Source organism: Vibrio sp. J2-3(2022) (assembly GCF_021725735.1).
In the GTDB taxonomy this organism is placed as follows: domain Bacteria; phylum Pseudomonadota; class Gammaproteobacteria; order Enterobacterales; family Vibrionaceae; genus Vibrio; species Vibrio diabolicus.
Genome location: NZ_JAKKCK010000002.1, coordinates 473108 through 493592, shown reverse-complemented (window position 1 = coordinate 493592; position 20485 = coordinate 473108). Strand labels below are relative to the sequence as shown.

The following is a 20485-nucleotide window of genomic DNA, read 5'->3' as shown; positions in this document are numbered from 1 at the left end:
CACAACTTTAAAAAGTAGGTCCCAATCACATTGGAATATTGGGACCTACGTTAATCAATTGCTGTTCTGGTTATTTCGATGGATTGCCCAACATTTTACGCGCTTGCTCGCCGCCAACACCACGGTTAACGGAGACTCTTCTACCTTTCTTTAAGCCCACTTCGTAGTCTTCGGTTAGGTTTTTCATCGCTTCTTTCAGTTGCTTCTTGAAGGTTTCGCGGTCAATGTTTTGGAATTCTTTATCAATATAATCATTGATTTTGTTGGCCGACTCTTCGTCTGGGGAAATGACTGGAAGTTTCTCTATCGCGCCCTCTACCCAACCAGATACAAATGAGTTCACGCGGCGAGTCACCTCTTGAGAAGAGGTGCCCGTACCTGCGAAGCTGTTTCGGAATTGTCCGGTACTTTCGTTCATCTCGCGATAAATAATATCGAAAGCAAATGCAGCAAAAATCGCGCGATCTGCTTCACCGATAAACTCGACACGTTTGAGCCCTTTGTGATTCAACAACACCGCTTCAACACCGAATTTAGTGTTAATGCCGCGAATCACTCGCAATATGGTAGAACTGATATTCGCTGGTAGTAGGTGGGAAGATTGTGTTTTCCCCATTCTGATAAACTCAATATCGTCTTTATCCAGACCATATTTGAGCATGAGGCGATGTGCCATTTTGATAGCATTGGCAGCCTCATTAACATTAGCGGAATTGCCCAGTTCTAAGCACTTGGCGATTTTTTTCAGAGCTTTTTGTTTATCCATCGACAACCAGTAACGAAAGCAGAAAATTTATGAAGTCAGACATATTACCTTTTTTGACATAAAAACGAAATACAAGGTGGGAGTGAAGGTGGTTTATGGACATAAAAAGAAGCCCCGCGGAAGGCGAGGCTAGGCGTTTTAGTTCGTCATAATCAGTATGAAGTCGTACTTGTGTCTAAGAAGCCATTCTTCATTAAGATTAGTTGGAATTACAACCCGAGCTGGTTGAGTAAATCATCGGCGTCATCGTTCGAACTCGACGATTTAGATTCTTTCTCAGCCATATTTTTACGTGTTGCTTCTAAAATATCGTCTGGATTTTCGTCTTCTGCGATTTCAAACTCTTCTAGTTGGATGAACTCAGTTTTGTCCATTGCCAACTCTAGGTAGAAAATGTTGTTATTTTCGGTGGAGAACGTCACTCGGCGAGCTTGAGGGCGGTCAAGGTTGGTGTCAACTTGTAAGATGACTTGCTTATTCAGCGCCATCATTTTTGGCTGGTTTTGTGTGATGTTCGTTTGCAGCTCTTTACGAATTTTATTGGTGAAATCTCCAACCAGTTGGTTCATTAGCTCACCCAGAACATCTCCCACCTCGTCAGAAGTATGAGATATTGCCAGTTCTTCTTCTGGCATACCCATATTACGCATGTAGTTGGTGTAGATCTCTAATGCGGCTTTTGCCGTAAAATTAATTACGACCAGCCCGGTAAACCCGCCATCAAACAGAACAAAACAGCCAAAATCTGGCTTGAGGCTAGTCTTGTGGATTTTTTGCACCATTGCAGAGTAATTTACTTGAGAAGATGTCGCCGAAGTTAGGACGCCAGAAACAGACTGGCAAAGTTTGAGAAGGATATCTTCAGTGGTCACAATTTTATTTTTTTTCATTCTGAAAACTCATCTAGAAACGCGATTCGTTCCCCAATGTAAGGCATCAAGCGTGAAAAAATAAAGCATAAGTTTAATTATTGTATCGAGATTCTGATTTGCTCGTCTTTTTAAATGTTGTAAAGTGACGAAATTCAAAGAATATTACTTCACTTACTCTTTTGTGGTGTTTTGTTTCGTTGAACGCCAACTTGTATGAGAAGTGAGCAAATAATTACATAACCCGCAGCTGATCGGATTCAGCGTCGTAGGGGCAGGAAGCAAATGTTACCAAGATTACACTCGCAAACTGATGTCGATCCTCTTGTTCTTAGTTTTCTGAAAGAGCTTGAGCACGCCGGATTCACTGGTGATATCGAAAGCCAATATTCAAGCCGACTAGCGGTTGCCACTGACAACAGTGTTTACCAGCAACTTCCTCAGTCTGTCGTTCATCCCAAAACGACAGAAGATGTTTCTCTCCTCGGGAAACTGAGCAATAAAGAAAAGTACGAACGAATTACCTTTTCACCTCGTGGTGGCGGCACAGGGACCAATGGTCAGTCGCTAACCAAAGGTATTGTGGTGGATATGTCTCGCCACATGAACAAAGTACTTGAGGTTAATGAGAAAGAAGGCTGGGTTCGTGTACAAACCGGGGTAGTGAAAGATCAGTTAAATGATGCGGTTCGCCCTTACGGTTACTTCTTCTCTCCGGATTTATCAACCAGTAACCGTGCCACGATTGGCGGTATGGTCAACACTGATGCTTCTGGTCAAGGCTCTCTGAAATACGGAAAAACATCCGATCATGTTTTGTCGCTACAAGCGGTGTTTGCTGATGGCTCAGTTTTAGAATCAGATCTGTCCAAAGGCTACCCAAAAGAAGGCGAGTTTGCTGCCAAGGCGCTACGAGTTACGGAATCCGTATGTCGTGAAAAACGCCAGCAGATCGTGGATAAATTTCCTCCTCTCAACCGCTTCCTAACGGGCTATGACTTAAAGAACGCGCTAGATGAAGACGATGATCGTTTCGATATCACACGAGTACTGTGTGGCGCGGAAGGTTCATTGGCATTTATTACCGAAGCGAAGCTAAACCTGACGCCAATTCCGAAAGCACGTACTTTGGTTAACGTTAAATACAACAGTTTTGACTCTGCGCTGCGTAATGCACCGTTTATGGTCGAAGCGAAAGCGCTATCTGTAGAAACCGTTGACTCGAAAGTGCTTAATCTCGCGAAGCAAGATATCGTCTGGCACACCGTGAGTGATTTGCTTACCGATGTTCCAAATAAAGAGATGCTTGGCATCAATATGGTGGAATACGCAGGTCAGGACGAAGAAGAGGTTGCTGCGCAGGTTACAGCGTTGACCGCCAAGCTCGATACCATGTTGGAAACAGAAGAAGCGGGCATCATCGGCTACCAGGTTTGTAACGATGTAGCGAGCATTGGGCGTATTTACAACATGCGTAAAAAAGCGGTGGGTTTGTTAGGCGCAGCAAAAGGTCGTGCTAAACCGGTCGCATTCGCTGAGGATACCTGTGTGCCACCAGAAAACCTGGCAGACTTCATTGTAGAGTTTCGAGAGCTGTTAGACAGCAAGTCTCTGAATTACGGCATGTTTGGCCACGTCGATGCCGGGGTGCTTCACGTACGTCCTGCGTTGGATTTGTGTGACCCGCACCAAGAAGCATTGATGCACGAAGTTTCTGATGAAGTGGTTAAGCTGGTGGCGAAATACGGCGGTTTGATGTGGGGTGAGCATGGCAAAGGTTTCCGCTCAGAATATGGCCCTGAGTTTTTCGGCGACGAGTTGTTTACTGAGCTGAGACGTGTGAAAGCGGCATTCGATCCACACAACAAAATGAACCCGGGCAAAATCTGTACGCCGCTTGATAGCGATGCAGAGTTGGTAAAAGTAACCGACACCAAACGTGGTTACTATGACCGCCAAATTGACGTACAAGTGCGTGACAGCTTTAAGCAAGCGATGGAATGTAACGGTAACGGTTTGTGTTTTAACTACGATACCAGCTCACCGATGTGTCCATCGATGAAAGTGACGGCCGATCGTCGTCACTCGCCAAAAGGGCGTGCTGGCTTGGTTCGCGAGTGGTTGCGTCAGCTTACTGAGCAAGGCATTGATATTCTTGACTTAGAAAAGCAAACACTAGAAAACAAAACATCAATCAAAACCATGATTGACCGCGTACGTCATTCTATCAATCGTCGTCACGAGTATGACTTCTCCCACGAAGTGTATGAAGCGATGAATGGTTGTTTAGCGTGTAAAGCGTGTGCGAGCCAGTGTCCGATTAAAGTCGATGTTCCGAGCTTCCGCTCACGGTTTTTAAACATTTATCACTCTCGTTACCAACGTCCAGCAAAAGATTATCTGGTTGCGAACATAGAGACTATGCTGCCGATGATGGCGAAAGCGCCAGGTGTCGTAAACGGTGTTTTGAAGCAGTCGTGGGTCAAGAGCTTAACGGCTTCAACAGTTGGGTATGTCGATGCGCCGTTGTTATCAGTACCTACATTGAAACAGCGAGTAGAGTCGCTGACAACGCCTTATGATCTGCAAGCGCTCAGCGGTTTGTCTTCGTCTGAAAAGAGCAAGCATGTTTTAATTGTTCAAGACCCATTCACTAGCTACTACGACGCCGATGTTGTAGAAGACTTCGTTAAATTATTGAAAAAGCTGGGTATGCATCCGGTGCTTCTGCCATTTAAGCCGAATGGTAAAGCACAACACATTAAAGGCTTTCTACGTCAGTTTAAGGATACAGCAGCTGATACCGCGAAGTTCTTGGCGATGGTAGCGGATTTGGATATTCCATTAGTTGGTGTCGACCCTGCATTGGTGCTGTGTTATCGAGATGAATACGCTGAAGTACTTGGCAGTAAGCGAGGTGATTTCGATGTACTAACGGCCCACGAATGGCTTTACCCAAGACTAGAAGCGTTTGAAAGCGGAGAGCATAAGGCGCAGGAACCTTGGTATCTGTTTGCGCACTGTACTGAAAAAACCAAAATGCCGAATGCGGAAAAAGAGTGGGGCGCTATTTTTGCTCACTTTGGTGCGGTTTTAAATTCGGTACCGGTTGGTTGTTGTGGTATGGCGGGTACGTTTGGTCACGAGGTCGATAAGTTGTCGATGTCGAAAGACATTTACAATTTAAGCTGGAAGCCAAGCTTAGATAAGTTAGATAACGAGAGATGTTTGATTACTGGCTACTCTTGCCGCAGCCAAGTGAAACGCTTTGAAGGAACAAAGCCCAAACATCCCGTTCAGGCGCTGTTAACTTTGATATAATCACATCAAATTAAGCCCAGTTTTACTGGGCTTTTTTAGAAGTCACATACAACAATTTCAAAGGATATGAATCTTGAGAAAACTTGAACTCAAAGTCCCACCTGTTGCGGTGTTTTTGTTGGTCATACTACTCATGTATGGACTGACAGTTCTGGTGCCGAGCCTGAATATTAGCGTGCCCTTTGTCGAGGTTGTGGTTGGCGGGTTAACTTTGCTCTCTGGTTATATGGGCATTGCTGGTGTGTATGAATTCCATAAAGTAAAAACGACGGTTAACCCTGTAAAGCCTGACACGGCCTCTTCCGTGGTGAGAACTGGCGTATTTTCTTTTTCGCGCAATCCGATGTATATGGCGCTACTGCTTCTAATCATTGCAATTGGTTTGTGGTGGCAGCACTTGAGTGTGGTGCTTTGTAGCGTTGTATTTGTCAGTTATATGAATCGATTTCAAATCAAGCCAGAGGAACGTGTTCTAGAGCGATTGTTTGGTGAAGAGTATGTGGATTATAAAAACCACGTCCGCCGCTGGATCTAAGCATTGCGTTTAGTTTTATTTGGATGAGACATAAAAAGAAAGCCCAACGATCGACGTTGGGCTTTCTTTTAGTAAACACGTTTTTTGAGCGCGTCTGATAGGGCAGTCGATTAGGCTGCCTTAACGAACTTTGCTAGGAATGCATCCTTACGTTCATTGAAACGGCGTACAAGATCGTCAACCGCTTCTTGGTCATATGGCTTCAAGCCGCTTGCAACCATGCGCTTGATGCCTTTGCCAACGACTTCACCGTCTTCTTTGAACGCAAAGTTTAAGGTGACTACCCCACGTTTACCTTCCACGTCGAATGTTGCGCCAGTGAAATCCACTTCTGGATGTGTAAGGTCTAAGCGTGAAAATTCAACTTCCATGCTTTCATAAATAACTAATGGACGTTGGCAGTTGATCATCATTTGCTTCTCTTCCATAAGAGGAACCATGATGTGAGGGAAGTTCATGCCAGAGAATTGCACGTAATTTGTTACGACATGCTCAATAAATGCGGGATCGTGATTAGTCTCACCTTCACGGGACATGTGTAAGTATTCTTTACCTGCCTCGTCAACAACGGCGCTTTCTTTTTCACACTTATTTTCAATATGAAGTGCTACACCATCGTTTACCATGCCAGAGAAGTTAAAACGCATCTTTTGGCTGACGCCTTCTTTACTAAGAAGCACAGCGAAAAGTAAGTCCCCAGGGACACAAAAGCGTTTGTTGTCTTCATCGTGGATTGGGTTGTAGTCACCTGCGACACGTTTTGCAAAGTGGCTTGCTTGTTCGCGAGTGAACTGAAACTGGTGATTAGTGTTTGAAAAATAAGGTGTTAGAAACATAATTTTTACGTAGTAACCAAAACTGTGTGGGATTATATGCGAATATCTGCGTAGCAATGGTCCATCCAGTGAAAACTTCACCGTATCCTAACAATAAGACACTATTTCGGCGGATAAATCGTTAAAAACGCATACTTTAGCAACGCTTTTATTTGTGAAAGCAATAAACAGCGACTTTATTACGTCGGCTATTTTTAAAAGTATAGCAATAACAATATGCAAGTGTTCATAAAGATCGCTGGGAATACGTTTAATGAGGAGATAAAAAAGCTCCACGCGAAACGTGGAGCCTTCAAATTATCATCCGGTTTTTAGATTAAGTGCTGGTAATGCTGGATTACTGAACACTTGGTAACAGACTCTCTGGCATGAGCGTGTTGTGAATAGCCAGCTTAAGCAGAGTATTGGCCTGTTCAATGTCCGGCGCAAAGTAGCGATCTTTATCGTAGAACGATACTTTTTCACGCAACATTTGTTTGGCAATCTCGATACGCTCAGAGGACTTGTTTGGTGCTCTAAAGTCTAGGCCTTGTGCTGCTGATAGGTATTCGACCGCTAGAATACCGCGAGTGTTTTCTCCCATTTCTTTCAATCTGCGAGCCGCGAAGGTTGCCATTGAAACGTGATCTTCTTGGTTTGCTGATGTTGGCAAGCTGTCTACTGACGCTGGGTGAGCGAGCGTTTTGTTTTCGCTTGCTAGCGCAGCAGAGGTGACTTGGGCAATCATGAAACCAGAGTTCACACCACCATTATCGACTAAGAACGGTGGTAATTTTGATAATGCGCTATCGATAAGCAATGCCATACGACGTTCAGACAGGCTGCCGATCTCAGCAATCGCCAGTGCTAGGTTGTCAGCTGCCATTGCAACAGGCTCAGCGTGGAAGTTGCCGCCAGAGATGATGTCGTCATCTTCAGCAAACACCAACGGGTTATCTGATACGGAGTTTGCTTCTACTTGCAATACTTCTGCAGCGTTGCGGATTTGCTGCAAACACGCCCCCATTACTTGAGGCTGACAGCGCAACGAATACGGGTCTTGCACTTTTTCACAGTTAGTATGCGAATCACCAATGTCACTTGATGTATCCAATAGATGACGGTAGGCCAGTGCTGCGTCCATTTGGCTGCGATGACCACGTACACGATGAATGCGCGGATCGAATGGACGTCGGCTGCCGAGAGCGGCTTCTACAGACATTGCGCCACATACTGTAGCCGAAGCGAAAAGATCTTCCGCGATAAACAGACCTTCTAATGCGAACGCTGTTGATGCCTGGGTACCATTTAGCAGCGCTAAACCTTCTTTCGGCGCCAGAGTAATGGGTTCTAGACCTGCGATTTTTAACGCTTCTTGCCCAGAAATGATGTTACCGTTGTGACGAGCTTGTCCTTCACCTAGTAATACTGTGCTCATATGGGCCAGAGGAGCTAAGTCACCTGATGCGCCAACAGAGCCCTTTTTAGGAACGCAAGGGTAAACTTGTGCGTTAACTAGATCGGTCAGCATATTAATGACTTTTAGGCGAATACCAGAAAAACCACGAGACAGACTATTGATTTTCAATACCATCATCAGACGAACCGTTTCGTCTGACATAAACTCACCGATACCTGCCGCATGAGAAAGAACGATACTGCGTTGCAGTGTTTCTAAATCTTCTGGTGCTATTCGTGTGTTTGCCAATAGACCAAAACCAGTGTTAATTCCGTAAACCGTTCGATCTTCCGCGATGACACGATCCACGACTTGCGTGCTTTCTTCAATGGCCGGAATGGCTTCAGGATCCAAAGTAAGGTTGACTGGTGAACGGCTCACTTGGCGTAGTTCGTTTAAGCTAATATGACCTGGCTTTAGCGTTAAATTTAACATCTCTTTCATCCTTACTTGAGCTTCTTCAGTTCTTCGTTGAGCATTGGCAAATCTAGCCCTTGATCTGCTGCACATTGTTTAGCAATATCGTATCCCGCATCAGCATGACGCATCACGCCTGTTGCTGGGTCGTTATGCAGCACGCGGGCAATACGTTTTGAGGCATCTTCACTGCCGTCACAGCAGATAACCATACCTGAGTGTTGCGAGAAGCCCATACCTACGCCGCCACCGTGGTGCAGTGAAACCCAAGTTGCACCGCCCGCCGTGTTGAGTAGCGCGTTTAATAGTGGCCAGTCTGATACGGCGTCAGAACCGTCCATCATGCCTTCTGTTTCTCGGTTCGGGCTTGCTACGGAGCCAGAGTCTAAGTGGTCACGACCAATGACAACGGGCGCCTTAAGTTCGCCATTTTTCACCATTTCATTGAATGCTTGACCAAGACGCTCACGATCTTTAAGACCAACCCAGCAAATACGTGCAGGTAAACCTTGGAACTGAATGCGCTCGCGCGCCATATCTAGCCAGTTATGTAAGTGCGGATTATCTGGAATTAGCTCTTTTACTTTTTGGTCGGTTTTATAGATGTCCTCAGGATCGCCAGAGAGAGCAGCCCAACGGAAAGGACCGATACCTTCGCAGAATAGAGGGCGAATGTAGGCTGGAACAAAGCCAGGGAAATCAAATGCGTTTTCTACGCCTTCTTCCAGAGCCATTTGGCGGATGTTGTTACCGTAGTCGAGTGTTGCGGCGCCGCGATTTTGCAGTTCTAACATGGCTTGAACTTGCACTGCCATGGATTTTTTCGCTGCTTTAACAACCATTGCTTCATCTTGCAAACGCATTTCTGCAGCGTGAGACATGCTCCAGCCTTGTGGTAAGTAGCCATTGAGCGGGTCGTGTGCAGATGTTTGGTCTGTTACTACATCAGGCGTGATATTACGTTCTACCAACTCAGAGAAAACGTCTGCTGCATTACCCAGTAGACCAACCGATACTGGTGTGTCCGATTCTTTGATGATAGCAAGCGCTTCATCCAAAGATGTCGCTTTCTTATCGACATAGCCTGTACGTAAGCGGTAATCGATACGCGATTCATCACACTCTACCGCAATCATGGAGAAGCCTGCCATCGTACCAGCGAGAGGTTGAGCACCACCCATACCACCAAGACCGCCCGTCAGAATCCATCGGCCTTTTGCTTCGCCGTCAAAATGCTTTTTCGCAACAGATACGAATGTTTCGTATGTGCCTTGGACGATGCCTTGTGAGCCAATGTATATCCAGCTGCCAGCGGTCATTTGGCCGTACATCATCAAGCCTTGTTTATCGAGCTCGTTGAAGTGTTCCCAGTTTGCCCAATGAGGAACGAGGTTTGAGTTTGCGATAAGCACGCGTGGGGCGTTTTTATGGGTAGGGAAAACACCAACAGGCTTGCCTGATTGAACTAAAAGCGTTTGGTCATCTTCGAGTCTTTCAAGTACTTCAACAATCTTGTCGTAACATTCCCAGTTTCGTGCCGCACGGCCAATGCCGCCATATACAACCAGCGAATGTGGATGTTCTGCAACATCAGGATCGAGGTTGTTCATCAGCATACGAAGAGGGGCTTCGGTTAGCCAAGATTTTGCGCGCAGTTTATCTCCGTGAGGTGCACGAATTGTTCTGCTTGTATCAAGTCGTGGATCTTGTCCCTGGCGCTGTGTCATTTCAGACTCCTTTAGTTTCTCGTGATGACCAAGTACTTGCTTGGTCGTAATAATAAGTGGCATCTAGGATGCGTTATGGTTTGTGTTGCTTTTCCGCCATCGCGTTGGCGATATCCCAACACAAACGGGCAGCTAAGCGTGCAGTTTGACTATCGACGTCATAATTAGGGTTGTATTCGGCGATATCAGCCAGCATGAGCTTATTTTTGTAATGAAGAATTCGATCTAAAAATGGTGCAATTGTGTCGTAACTTACTCCTCGAGCCGCAGGGGCGCTGACCCCAGGTGCGGTTGCCGCAGGAAATACATCCAGATCAATGGTCAAATAGAGGTAGTCACAGTCGTCAATAAAGTGTTGAAGCTGGGTTAAGTGATAACTGTGGTTTAGGTAGCAAAGCTGATTGTCTTCTACATACCAAACATTTAACGCATCTGCTTTTTCAAACAGCGCTTTAGTGTTGCTGCTGCGGCTTACGCCAATGCAAGCGTAATGAAAGTCCCAATCGTTACGTTGGCAAAAATGATGAATTTGGTTGAAGGGGGTGCCAGAGCTTGGTTTGATGTCGGCGATGCTGCTCTCGAATGCGCGTAAATCGAAATGCGCATCGAAATTGATAATACCGATTTTAGGCTTCTTTTCTGGATGGTGCGCTTTAAAATACTCCGCTAAGCCGGAAAACGAGGCCCACGCAATCTCATGCCCACCACCTAACACGATGACTGGCGTATGAGGTAGTGCGCTTGAAATGGTTGCCGCACATAGAGATTGACTCTCTTCCAGTAAGTCGTCTTCGCATACCACGGTACCTAAGTCATATAGTGGGACGTCTTGGTGCCATGCTAAATTAGCGAGCGCTCGTCGGATTAAGTCTGGCGCTTTTTTCGCGCCAATGCGTCCTTTGTTTCTCGCTACGCCAGCATCCGTAGCAAAACCCAGTAATGAGACGCCACTTGCAACGGCCCCCAACTCATCTGCTTTCTGGCGTTGAACCACGTGATGAATTCGCTGACCAAGTTTGCCGTCCTCGGCATCATGACGGCCTTGCCAATGAAATAGGGGAGAATGTAGGTCGAATTGAGACATATTATTGGCCTCCGTGTGAAATGTATTCACCATTTACTATACGACCTACTAGACGTTTTGCTCCGACTTGATAGCTTAAATCTGCAGGACTTTCGATATCCCAGATAGAGAAGTCCGCATCAAACCCTACTTTGATGGTGCCACGTGAGTTTTGATAACCCAGAGCTTTGGCTGCATGTTGCGTTACACCACGCAGTGCTTCTTGCGGCGTAAGGCGAAATAGTGTGCACGCCATATTCAGCATGAGTGTGAGATCAGAAAACGGTGATGTACCTGGGTTGACGTCCGTAGCAATTGCCATCGGCACGTTATGCTCTCTCAACAACTCAATCGGTGGTAACTGAGTTTCTCTTAGAAAATAAAAAGCGCCAGGCAGTAGAGTGGCGACAGTGTTTGAGCGAGCAAGTGCTTTAACACCTTGCTCATCTAAAAACTCGATGTGATCCGCTGACAAACCGTTGTATTGAGCAGTGAGGGCTGTACCACCGAGATTCGAAAGTTGCTCTGTATGCCCTTTAACCTTTAAGCCGTGGCGTTTTGCAGCTATAAACACTTTTTCTGTTTGTTCAAGATTGAAGCCAATCGATTCACAAAAAACATCGACACTCGTGGCTAACTCTTCCTTTGCGACGACAGGGATTATGTCCTGACAAATGTGCTCAATATAATCATCTGCACGGCCTTGGAACTCTGGCGGAATGGCGTGAGCGGCGAGAAGTGTAGTGGTGATTTTAACTTTACGCTCTTGTTCAAGCATTTTGGCTGCACGGAGCATTTTTACTTCATCATTCAGTGTCAATCCGTAGCCTGATTTCACTTCGACAGAAGTGACGCCGCTCGCGAGTAGCCCGTCTAAACGTGGCAACGCTAACTCAACTAATTGCGCTTCGGTTGCTGAACGCGTCGCATGCACCGTTGAAAGTATCCCACCGCCTTGTTTGGAAATTTCTTGATATGGCACGCCGTTTAAGCGCATTTCAAATTCGTTGGCACGATTGCCCGCGTAAATAAGATGAGTGTGGCAGTCGATCAAACCTGGCAGAACTAACTTGCCTTGAAGGTCGATACTCTGAGCGTAATGTTGGGCAGACAGCAGAGACTCAGTTTGCGGTTCGTCTTCACCAATTGCACAGGTGCTGATCGCAACGATTTTTCCAGATTGAATGCCAATACGAGCAGGAGACGTTGGCAGATAACCGCGCTCTCCCGGTTGCATGGTGACCAGACGTGCATTTTCAATCAGCAAATCCATGTTTGTGTCCCTGTGTTTATTTGTATCATTAAATGTATATACAAATAAATAGAGCAAAATAAGAACACTGACAAGATTGATGTTGCTAAAATGTGATCAAAACGTAGATCTATAGGACCAATCTTGTCATTAAATGAGCACTTTTGAGCTCAGCTTATATTTGTTACCAGGGTGATAAAGTAGGGCGGTACTGACTAACTTATCTTGGCTCCACGTTCTGCGATTCAAGAGAAGGCAAGGCTCATTGGCTTGCATTTTTAAGTCTTGCTTAATACGGCCGTCAGGCACAATTGCCTCTACGGTATGTTCAATAGCGCTGAGTGGGCAATTATCTGACAGGTATTGATTCGGAGTGATTTGTGTGAAGTCTTGATTTAAATAACTCGGGGCATATTGGCTGTTAACCCAGCGGAGTTCCAATTGAATAGGCGTTTGGTCTTCATAGTGAATGATTTCACTGTAAAACACCGTTGTGCCAAGCATGACGCCGAGTTTTGTCGCAATGCTGTCATCTGCTTTTATGGCAACTTGTTTGAGCACTTTACTGCTATATTGTCGCCCTCGGTCGCTGACTTCTTCGGCAATGTTTCGAATGTCTAACAGAGGAGATTCTGACTTTTCACCAGGATCACACACAAACGTACCTAAGCGTGGGCGACGTTGTAATCGGCCCTCATTAACTAAGTCCCGAATTGCTTTGTTCACTGTCATTCTACTGACACCAAATTGCTCGGTAAGCTCAATCTCTGTGGCGATACGATGACCAACTATCCACTCTCCAGCATCAATTTTATCGAGGATAAATTGTTTGATTTGAATGTAGAGTGGTGCAGACATAATGATTCCCTTTTATTTGACTATACAAATACTGCTTAATTTAGGTACAAATTGCAAACATTTCTCGACGAATGCACCACTTAGTGACAGAACAATCCTATTGTGGGGCTGAATGATTCTTGCTGTTGAGCATTATTTGGATTGATGATGGAATTCGAACATTTTCTTGTGGTCTATTGCTTGCAGAGTATAAAACAATTGTGTAAACAAACGATTATGAGAAGAAAAGTCGCTAAAAAGGAAAAACATGTTTAAAAAATTGAAAGCATCACTGGGGATCGGTTCTGCAAAAGTAGATACGATTTTAGACGAAATGAGCGTGTTTCAAGGAGCGACGCTGAAAGGGCATGTTCATATCAAAGGCGGAGACGTTGAACAACAAATTGATGTTATTACTATTAAATTGAACACAGAGATGAAAGTCGAAGTGGATGATAGCGTAAGTTACCAAACGTTCACTATTGATCAGCTGAAGGCGGTAGACCCCTTTGTGATTCAACCTAATGAAGAGAAGCAGATTCCGTTTGAGCTAAAACTGCATGATGAAACGCCAATTACTGCGGTTAGCGCACTTAAGAATCAATGCCATGTTTGGGTTGAAACGACGTTAGATATTGATTTTGCGATTGACCCGCGTGACCGTGACTATATTGAAGTGAAACCACTACCAGTAGCATCTCGAGTTATTCAAGCGATCGAGCAAGCTGGCTTCACTATGGTTAAAGCCGATGTTGAAAAAGGCTTTTTGCGCGGTGGCTCGTTTGCTTCTCGCTCTGGAATTTATCAAGAGCTAGAGTTCCGAAATAACGGCTTTATCTCATCAAAAGAAATTGAGCTTTCTTTTATTCTGGAAGGGCAGGTCATGCATTGTTTGGCGGAGGTTGACCGTTCGCTCAGCTTGGCTGGGGACCAATATCGCTCGTTTACGTTGCCGATCAATGCAACTGATGCTCAAGTCGCTGCCGCGGTTGCACCAACGCTAAATCTATAGTTCTCATCAACTTGATGAGAATATGTACCGATATCCTATTGTGAAAGCGATATCGGTACTGTTATCCATGTTTCGTGCGTTCTCTACGGCTAAAAACTCAAGCGCGGAGTTTTCCATTAGATATCGATAGCCTAATACCAGTTCATTAGAGGCATCAGCAAACTCTGCGGGTCCTTCTGTTGAGCCTTGATACCAATGGTATTCAAACATCAGGTGGTGGTGATCTTCCAATGCATAACGGTACCCAGCTGCAACGGCAATCGTATTATGCCGATAGGGTAGATCCAGCAAGGCGCGATCATCTGAGCGAAAAGTCATGCCAACCATCGAGTAAAATGCATGGGCGTCACTCAAATAACTGTAATTTATTTGGAAGCCTTGCTCGAAATTACTGCCTTGAAAAGTCCCGTGAGCAACATCATTAAAATATAAGCTGCCACCAATAGATAGGCCGTGATGTTCATTCTGAAACACTTGATATTGCAAATAAGTAGATAAGTTGTTGGCAAGCGTTTGTCCTTCGAAGTCGTCTTCTAGCACATCATATTGCGGCATTGAAATGTGAAAACGATCTCTGTCTACTTTGTCTCGGCCATTCTGTCCGATACCGAAAAGGTTATGGAAGCTTTTCGTCAGTCCATCTAAATGGTTATCAGCGGCAAAAACCCACCGATAATTGAGTTCCCATTGCCAACTGCTATTGATTTGCCACTTGCTGCCAATTTCGATTTGGTTGTGGTAATAATCCAGTGCGTATTCATCAGTATGAGCCCAAACACTGGCCACGGTTCCTGAGCCATAGATTTCGACAAAATCAGAGGGAAGGCTATGCCCTGAGCGCAGTATATTGGTATGGCTAACCACTTGCATCGGAGATTGTGCGTAAGAACGTAGCGGCCCATATAGGTCATTTGATGCCATGGCTGGTACACAGCATATCGAAGTGCTTAGAAGCTCCATAAAGCGCGATTTGAAATAGATCATGATGAACACCTACATGCAAACTACTCAATAAAACAACTATATACCTAAATTGCACTTTGAGGTGGAACTAGGTGTGCTGGGTCCTGTGTTGGTTAATATGTATTAGGAACTATTATACCAGTTGTGTATTCAAGTTCTATTGGGAGGGGATAACTCCGTTTACAAATGATGTGAGCCCTTAAGAAGAATCATCAGATTGTTGCCACGAGTTGTTGCCACGAGGGTTGAGGTTAAGTTCTTATGATAAAACAAAATCGCGCTTTGCAATCTAAATGTGAGCTAGGTACAATCCCACTTTCGATAACGGTCCGGTATTCGTGTTACCGAGAGGCCTTTATTGACTCTCAACTATTTTCAACAAATAGCTTCTAATTTGAATAACATGTGTTGCTTGGTGTGCAACACCACTGTAAAGGACATAGCATGCCTATTATTACTCTTCCTGACGGCAGTCAGCGTCAATTTGACAACCCAGTTTCTACTATGGAAGTTGCGCAATCGATCGGTCCTGGTCTTGCAAAAGCAACGATCGCTGGTCGTGTAAACGGTAACCGCGTTGATGCGTGTGACCTAATTGAAGAAGACGCAAGCCTTGAAATCATCACAGTAAAAGATGAAGTAGACGGTTTAGAAATCGTTCGTCACTCTTGTGCTCACCTTCTTGGTCACGCTCTTAAGCAGCTTTACCCACAAGCTAAAATGGCGATTGGTCCAACCATCGACAACGGCTTCTACTACGATATCGACCTAGATGAGTCTCTAACGCAAGAAGATCTTGAAATGATTGAAAAGCGTATGAAAGAGCTAGCGAAAACCAAGTACGAAGTTGTTAAGAAAAAAGTAAGCTGGCAGGAAGCGCGTGATACGTTTGAATCACGTGGCGAACCATACAAAGTGGAAATCCTAGACGAAAACGTATCTCGTGATGATCGTCCAGGTCTTTACCACCATGAAGAATACATCGACATGTGTCGTGGTCCTCACGTTCCTAACATGAGCTTCTGTCAACACTTCACTCTATTGAATGTGGCAGGTGCTTACTGGCGTGGTAACAGCGACAACAAAATGCTTCAACGTATCTACGGTACGGCTTTCCACGACAAGAAAGCACTGAAAGCACATCTAACTCGCCTAGAAGAAGCAGCGAAGCGTGACCACCGTAAGATTGGTAAGCAACTAGACCTATTCCACATGCAGCAAGAAGCACCGGGTATGGTGTTCTGGCATCACAATGGTTGGTCTATCTTCCGTGATCTAGAAGTATTTATCCGCGCTAAGCTAGATGAGTACGGTTACCAAGAAGTAAAAGGTCCGCTAATGATGGACCGTGTTCTTTGGGAACGCTCTGGCCACTGGGATAAATACGCTGATGCAATGTTCACAACTTCTTCTGAGAACCGTGAATACGCGATTAAGCCAATGAACTGTCCAGGTCACGTACAGATCTTCAACCAAGGTCTAAAATCGTACCGTGATCTACCATTACGTATGGCAGAGTTCGGCTCATGTCACCGTAACGAACCATCTGGTGCACTACACGGCATTATGCGTGTACGTGGCTTTACTCAGGATGATGCTCACATTTTCTGTACTGAGAGCCAAATCCAAGAAGAAGTAACAAACTGCATCAAGATGGTGTACGATACGTACCAAACGTTTGGTTTCGACAACATCGTAGTGAAACTGTCTACTCGTCCAGAGAAACGTGTAGGTTCAGATGAAATCTGGGATCAATCTGAAGAAGCATTGAAGCAGTCTCTTGAATCGATGGATATCCCATACGAAATTCAAGAAGGTGAGGGTGCGTTCTACGGTCCTAAGATTGAATTCACACTATACGATTGTCTAGACCGCGCTTGGCAGTGTGGTACTGTCCAGCTAGACTTCAACCTACCAGGTCGCCTAGGCGCTACTTATGTAGGTGAAAATAACGAACGTCTTGTACCGGTAATGATTCACCGTGCGATTCTAGGTTCACTAGAGCGCTTCATTGGTATCCTTATCGAAGAATATGCTGGTTTCTTCCCAACTTGGTTGGCGCCAGAACAAGCAGTTCTTATGAACATTACTGATAAACAGTCAGGTTATGTTCAAGAAATAGTACAAAAACTACAAAAAAGTGGAATTAGAGCTAAAGCGGACTTGAGAAATGAGAAGATTGGCTTTAAAATCCGCGAACATACTTTGAAGCGTGTACCGTATATGCTTGTTGTTGGTGACCAAGAAATGGAAGCTGGCGAAATTGCAGTACGTACTCGTAAAGGTAAAGATCTTGGTAAATTTAAAGTGGATGATTTTATTGCATACATCCAAGACGAGATCTCTAGCCGTAAGCTCAATCTGGAGGAATAAGCTATTAAAGGCGGAAGACGTGGCCAACAGCCGGTAAAACAAAACCCGCACCGTATCAACGGTGAAATTCGTGGTATTCGTGAAGTTCGACTAACAGGCGCTGACGGTGAATCAGTTGGTGTTGTATCGATTCAAGAAGCCATTGCAGCTGCTGAAGAAGCTGGTATGGATCTCGTTGAGATCAGTCCTAACGCCGAGCCACCTGTTTGTCGTGTGATGGACTATGGTAAGTTCCTCTTCGAGAAGAGCAAAACTGCTAAAGAGCAGAAGAAGAAGCAAAAGCAGGTCCAGATCAAGGAAGTAAAATTCCGTCCTGGAACTGATATTGGAGACTATCAGGTAAAACTACGCAACCTGACGCGTTTCCTTGAAGAAGGCAACAAAGTGAAGGTAACAATTCGCTTCCGTGGCCGAGAGATGGCACACCAAGACATCGGTGTTGACGTTCTAAATCGTCTTAAGGAAGATACTGCAGAACTTGCTGTGGTTGAATCTTTCCCTAAGAAGATTGAAGGTCGCCAGATGATCATGGTGCTAGCCCCTAAAAAGAAGTAATTAACGGCTCATCAAGTAATTAAAACCTAGCCGCTTTCCTTTCGATAAAGGCATAACGGCTGGGTTTTGTTCGCCCTAATTACGTTGTTTATTAAACCTACTCAATGCGGAGTTATTCATCATGCCTAAGATGAAAACCAACAAAGGTGCTGCTAAGCGTTTTAAGAAAACTGCTGGTGGTATTAAGTACAAGCACGCTACAAAACGTCACATCCTGACTAAGCGTACTACTAAGAACAAGCGTCAACTACGTCCGAATGCAATCCTTCCAAAATGTGAAGTGGCTGCAGTAATCCGTATGTTGCCATACGCTTAATTCTTTTTAGTTATCAATCGTTTAGTTTAGGAGAAGCATAATGCCTCGCGTAAAACGTGGTGTACAAGCTCGTGCACGTCATAAGAAAGTTCTAAAACAAGCTAAAGGTTACTACGGTGCGCGTTCACGTGTTTACCGCGTAGCTTTCCAAGCAGTTACTAAAGCTGGTCAATACGCTTACCGTGACCGTCGCGCTAAGAAACGTCAATTCCGTCAACTATGGATTGCACGTATCAATGCGGCATCTCGTCAAAATGGTCTATCTTACAGCCGTTTCATCAACGGTCTTAAGAAAGCATCTATCGAGATCGACCGTAAGATCCTTGCGGACATCGCAGTATTCGACAAAGCTGCATTTGCAGTTCTAGTTGAAAAAGCGAAAGCTGCTCTTTAATTAGCAGTTTAGGATTAAGAGAAGGAGAGCATTAGCTCTCCTTTTTTATTGCTAAAATATATACCCAAATGACTTTTAGCTTGGCTATTTAGAGTATTGTTTATCAGTCTTCTCAACTTATTGGTTAGCATCTTATGTTAGTTATAAGGTAGCTTGGGTATAAATTTTTACGTTTATAAGGGACTAAAAATGATCTACACAACGACAGAAAGCATTCCGGGCAAGCAGATCTCTGAAATAAGAGGGGTTGTAACTGGTAATGTTGTTCAATCAAAACACATCGGTCGTGACCTCATGGCGGGTATCAAAAGCATTGTTGGCGGCGAAATTCGCGGTTACACGGAAATGATGACCGACGCGCGTGATATAGCTATACAGCGCATGGTAGCAGACGCTGAATCTAAAGGTGCCGATGCAATTGTAGGGATTCGATTTACCACAAGCTCAATCGTAGATGGTTCTTCGGAAATTTTGGCATTTGGTACTGCAGTGAAACTGGCGGACTAGTCTACTTGAATAGCATTGCAAAAATGCTAACAGAGAGCGGTGAATTATTATGCATTTACCGTTCTGTTCCTTTTAGGTTAATTATTCTAGATTTTTGCAGAGCAAATAGGTTTATATTCTCAACTCTACGTTACTATTAAAATTAATTGCGATAATTTAGAGTAATTGCTTCACTTTTGTTTTGTGTATCATTTTATATTCATAATGAAATTGAATTCATATTGAATTTTCCATTTATTTTGTGAATTTTGATTTTGATATATTAATTCATATTTTTCTTATAAAAATATGAACTTATACCTTGCCAAGCGGTTCTAAATTGTTACAAATACTATACAGCTGTAACATTGCCAAAAGGAATTGTAGATGAGAGATCTGACTCCCGAATACTTGCTAGCCGCATTACGCCAAGCGATTAAAACAAAAGGGCTAACATATCGAGAGCTATCTGAGAAAATGGGCATGCCGCTGTCCACTTTTAAGAGACACTTAACAAGCACAAATCTCGCTTTGGATAAACTGCTTGAATATTGTAGAGCTGTTGATTGCACGTTAGATGAACTACAAAAGCTTGCGAATCAATTACAAGGCGAAGACGAGGATTACTTTAGCCGTACGCAAGATGAAGTTTTTTTTCAATTTCCCCATCTTTACGATTTTTATCGTGAATTGAGAATGCTGCGAGGCAAAGATGGATATTCCATTTTAAAGAAAAAGTATGATTTGTCTGAGCAGAGCATGTCTGATTACCTAAAAGCTTTGGAGTTATTGGATCTTGTTTACGTTGATGAAGATAAAAATATAACGTTGCACGGGCCGTTATATTACAGCTATGCAGAAAACTCCAAGCTCAATGATAAATATACGGAAATCATAAAAGAACAGACAACAACCCACGATAAATGCGTTCGTGTGGCTTTGGCACGCATGAAAATTACCGAAGAGCAGCTTTTGCAATTGGAAGATCAAGTCGCAAAAACGGTTATCGATTTTCATTCCAAAAATGTTGTGGCAGAGAACTTCAACGTCTCTGATTTTACAAATATTGTTCTACTTGCAGGGCCACATCAACCAGTCACATTCTCTGATGGAATTATCGAGACAGAAGGGCGATTTATTGACGATATTCGTTATGCTATTGCATCTGCAGGTGATAAACCAAGCCTCTCGATTTAGAAATTCAGTCTTTTACTTAAAGAGAATCGCTTTTCTCACCATGTTATTGAGTTTTTCAGCTCTAATATTGAAAGGAAGCAGTAAAAGAAAAGCCCAAGACAGAACACACTTTGTAAATAGAGCATCTA

Annotated in this window: 18 protein-coding genes; 9 read left to right on the top strand and 9 right to left on the bottom strand. The window is 44.3% G+C overall.

Features of this window, described 5'->3' with window-relative positions; genetic code table 11:
• Positions 1–70: 70 nt before the first annotated feature.
• Together L3V27_RS10305 and L3V27_RS10300 are read right to left on the bottom strand one after the other, a co-directional pair.
• Positions 71–766: a DUF2786 domain-containing protein gene (locus tag L3V27_RS10305; protein WP_005395879.1), complete on the bottom strand. Its 696-nt coding sequence runs from the start codon at positions 764–766 to the stop codon at positions 71–73.
• A gap of 209 nt (positions 767–975) precedes the next feature.
• A complete protein-coding gene (locus tag L3V27_RS10300; protein WP_006742601.1) occupies positions 976–1656 on the bottom strand; it encodes a DUF3334 family protein in 681 nt (226 codons plus the stop codon).
• A gap of 264 nt (positions 1657–1920) precedes the next feature.
• Between L3V27_RS10300 and L3V27_RS10295 the strand changes: the two genes are divergently transcribed.
• Together L3V27_RS10295 and L3V27_RS10290 are read left to right on the top strand one after the other, a co-directional pair.
• A complete protein-coding gene (locus L3V27_RS10295) occupies positions 1921–4956 on the top strand; it encodes an FAD-binding and (Fe-S)-binding domain-containing protein (RefSeq protein WP_237311797.1) in 3036 nt (1011 codons plus the stop codon).
• Between the two features lie 73 nt (positions 4957–5029).
• The gene (locus tag L3V27_RS10290) at positions 5030–5491 is read left to right on the top strand and encodes an isoprenylcysteine carboxylmethyltransferase family protein (RefSeq protein ID WP_053807257.1); all 462 of its coding nucleotides are present in this window, start codon (positions 5030–5032) and stop codon (positions 5489–5491) included.
• A gap of 110 nt (positions 5492–5601) precedes the next feature.
• Here L3V27_RS10290 and L3V27_RS10285 read toward each other — a convergent pair whose 3' ends face one another.
• From L3V27_RS10285 to hutC, 6 genes are all read right to left on the bottom strand, one after another.
• Positions 5602–6327: a DUF3581 domain-containing protein gene (locus tag L3V27_RS10285; RefSeq protein WP_005395883.1), complete on the bottom strand. Its 726-nt coding sequence runs from the start codon at positions 6325–6327 to the stop codon at positions 5602–5604.
• Positions 6328–6664: 337 nt separating this feature from the next.
• The gene (gene hutH, locus L3V27_RS10280; protein ID WP_012841910.1) at positions 6665–8200 is read right to left on the bottom strand and encodes a histidine ammonia-lyase; all 1536 of its coding nucleotides are present in this window, start codon (positions 8198–8200) and stop codon (positions 6665–6667) included.
• Between the two features lie 11 nt (positions 8201–8211).
• The gene (gene hutU / locus L3V27_RS10275; RefSeq protein WP_104971554.1) at positions 8212–9909 is read right to left on the bottom strand and encodes a urocanate hydratase; all 1698 of its coding nucleotides are present in this window, start codon (positions 9907–9909) and stop codon (positions 8212–8214) included.
• Between the two features lie 73 nt (positions 9910–9982).
• Positions 9983–10993, bottom strand: a complete 1011-nt coding sequence (hutG, locus tag L3V27_RS10270; protein ID WP_237311795.1) for a formimidoylglutamase — start codon at positions 10991–10993, stop codon at positions 9983–9985.
• 1 nt (position 10994) lies between these two features.
• Complete coding sequence (gene hutI / locus L3V27_RS10265) at positions 10995–12245, bottom strand: imidazolonepropionase (RefSeq protein WP_237311794.1); 1251 nt, start codon at positions 12243–12245, stop codon at positions 10995–10997.
• A gap of 129 nt (positions 12246–12374) precedes the next feature.
• Positions 12375–13082, bottom strand: coding sequence for a histidine utilization repressor (gene hutC / locus L3V27_RS10260; protein WP_006743323.1), 708 nt, complete (start codon positions 13080–13082; stop codon positions 12375–12377).
• A gap of 247 nt (positions 13083–13329) precedes the next feature.
• On the opposite strand from hutC, the gene L3V27_RS10255 reads away from it, so the two are divergent.
• Positions 13330–14073 carry a sporulation protein gene (locus L3V27_RS10255; protein WP_237311793.1) on the top strand — a complete coding sequence of 248 codons (744 nt, stop codon included), beginning with the start codon at positions 13330–13332 and terminating at the stop codon, positions 14071–14073.
• A 6-nt stretch (positions 14074–14079) separates the two neighbouring features.
• Here L3V27_RS10255 and L3V27_RS10250 read toward each other — a convergent pair whose 3' ends face one another.
• Positions 14080–15057, bottom strand: a complete 978-nt coding sequence (locus tag L3V27_RS10250; protein ID WP_237311792.1) for a DUF3187 family protein — start codon at positions 15055–15057, stop codon at positions 14080–14082.
• 423 nt (positions 15058–15480) lie between these two features.
• Between L3V27_RS10250 and thrS the strand changes: the two genes are divergently transcribed.
• From thrS to L3V27_RS10220, 6 genes are all read left to right on the top strand, one after another.
• Positions 15481–17409: a threonine--tRNA ligase gene (thrS, locus tag L3V27_RS10245; RefSeq protein WP_237311791.1), complete on the top strand. Its 1929-nt coding sequence runs from the start codon at positions 15481–15483 to the stop codon at positions 17407–17409.
• Positions 17410–17412: 3 nt separating this feature from the next.
• A complete protein-coding gene (gene infC, locus L3V27_RS10240) occupies positions 17413–17964 on the top strand; it encodes a translation initiation factor IF-3 (protein WP_074191168.1) in 552 nt (183 codons plus the stop codon).
• 121 nt (positions 17965–18085) lie between these two features.
• Positions 18086–18280 (top strand): 50S ribosomal protein L35, encoded by a 195-nt coding sequence (rpmI, locus tag L3V27_RS10235; protein WP_005377932.1) that lies wholly within the window; start codon positions 18086–18088, stop codon positions 18278–18280.
• A gap of 40 nt (positions 18281–18320) precedes the next feature.
• Entirely contained in the window at positions 18321–18674 is a 354-nt protein-coding gene (gene rplT / locus L3V27_RS10230; protein ID WP_004727974.1) for a 50S ribosomal protein L20, read from the top strand.
• Between the two features lie 189 nt (positions 18675–18863).
• Positions 18864–19181, top strand: a complete 318-nt coding sequence (locus L3V27_RS10225) for a heavy metal-binding domain-containing protein (protein WP_005377919.1) — start codon at positions 18864–18866, stop codon at positions 19179–19181.
• A gap of 366 nt (positions 19182–19547) precedes the next feature.
• Entirely contained in the window at positions 19548–20357 is an 810-nt protein-coding gene (locus L3V27_RS10220) for a helix-turn-helix domain-containing protein (RefSeq protein WP_006741660.1), read from the top strand.
• Positions 20358–20485 lie beyond the last annotated feature (128 nt).